This is a genomic window from Ideonella sp. P3_A4, from assembly GCF_056403075.1.
This window is the reverse complement of sequence record NZ_JBFUGE010001006.1, coordinates 1-1496: the sequence shown is the minus strand read 5'-3', so window position 1 is coordinate 1496 and position 1496 is coordinate 1. Positions and strand designations below refer to the sequence as shown.

Here is a 1496-nt window from a genome sequence, read left to right as displayed (position 1 = left end):
GTTCGGAGCTGCTGCGCGATTGCGAAGCACCAACGCCACCACGCCATTCCATGCGGCCCTCGCCCAACCGATGCCGCCACTGCCCATTCAGGCGCGCCAACAGGAACCGGCTCTCGCTGTCGGCGGCACTGTGGTCGTAATCGTCGAAATCCGGCGGCCTGATGCCGGAAGTTTCGAGCGACGACGAGCGCTTGCCATCACCTTCCGAGAACACCAGCAGCGGCATCAGCATCAGCGACGCACCGTCTTCCATCGGCCACTGCAGGCGCGCATTGAAGTTCAGGCCATGCCGGCGATCGCTCGACTGGTTGGACTCGACCTGCTTGAAATCCGAATCGAGCGAGGTCGTGGTCACCACGCTCTCGTCCTCGTTTCGCCGCAGCCAGGCGTTCAGCGTCACGTTGTAGCTGACGTCGCCCCACTTGTCGTCACGCGTCCACGAGACACCGGGCGAGACGATGCCGTCTTCAAGCCCGAAGCCCAGCTTCAGGTCGTTCAGCCGCTTGCGAAAACCCTCACGGGTGATGATGTTGATGGTGCCGGCCACGGCGCGCGCGCCGGTCTCGGCCGTCGGTGCGCGCAGGATCTCGATCCGTTCGACCATCTCGGGGTCGATCGAATCAAGCGACAGCCCGCCCTGCACCCGCTCGCCGTCGAGCAGGATCTGCGTATAGCCGCTGCCCAGGCCGCGCATGCGGATCTGGCCGCCGCGGCCGGGGTTGCCGCCGATCGTGACGCCGGGCAGGCGCTTGAGCACATCGCCCAGCGAGGCATCGCCGAAACGCTCAATCTCGTCACGGCCGACGATGATCTTGGCGGCTGTCGACCGGCGGCGCTCTTCGGTTTCGCTCTCGCGCGCGCCGGTCACCTCGACACGCTGCGGGTTTGACTCCGGCCCGGGCTTGACCGGCGCCGCGGTGGTTGGGGCGGTCGGTGCATCGGGCACGGCCTGCGCACCGGCCACAGTGGGCACCAGTCCTGCGGCCACCAGCAGGCCGAGCACGGACATGGAGGGCCGAGCGGGAAAAAGCAAAACAGCGGACGATTGGGCGTGGTCCGCCCGGCACGCGGGACGTGATTGGGGCATCGGGCGACAGGATGAAGCGTGGATTTTGTGTGAATGTGTCTGTGCTCCGTTCGAATCACACACACAACATCGGGGTTTACGCTAGAATGTGAGGCTGCACTGAGGCTGCCAAGCCCATTGCTGGTAGTTCATCCCCTCTGACCTCCCCTCTGGTGAGTCGGCCGCTTGAAGAACATTCGAGCGATATGCCTCACCCATGTTGAAAGTCCTCGCGCCTGAATTGATTTCAGGTGGCAGACAAGCGGTCGGCGGCGATGTTTTTCATTAGCCCCACCGCTGCCCGTACCGCTCAAGGTCCGGTGGCTAGGACTTTTCATGACTTTCGAATCGCTCGGCCTCGACGAGGCCCTGTTGCGCGCGCTCAAAGCAGCCAACTACGAAAACCCCACCGACGTGCAGGCCCGCGCCA

The 1496-nt window shown here is 64.5% G+C and carries 1 protein-coding gene; it reads right to left on the bottom strand.

All coding sequences use genetic code 11. From position 1 onward, the window contains the following. Window positions 1-1009: TonB-dependent receptor plug domain-containing protein (locus AC1DYI_RS35315; protein ID WP_477208756.1), on the bottom strand; the 1009-nt coding region annotated here is incomplete at its 3' end. Between the last annotated feature and the right edge of the window lie 487 nt (window positions 1010-1496).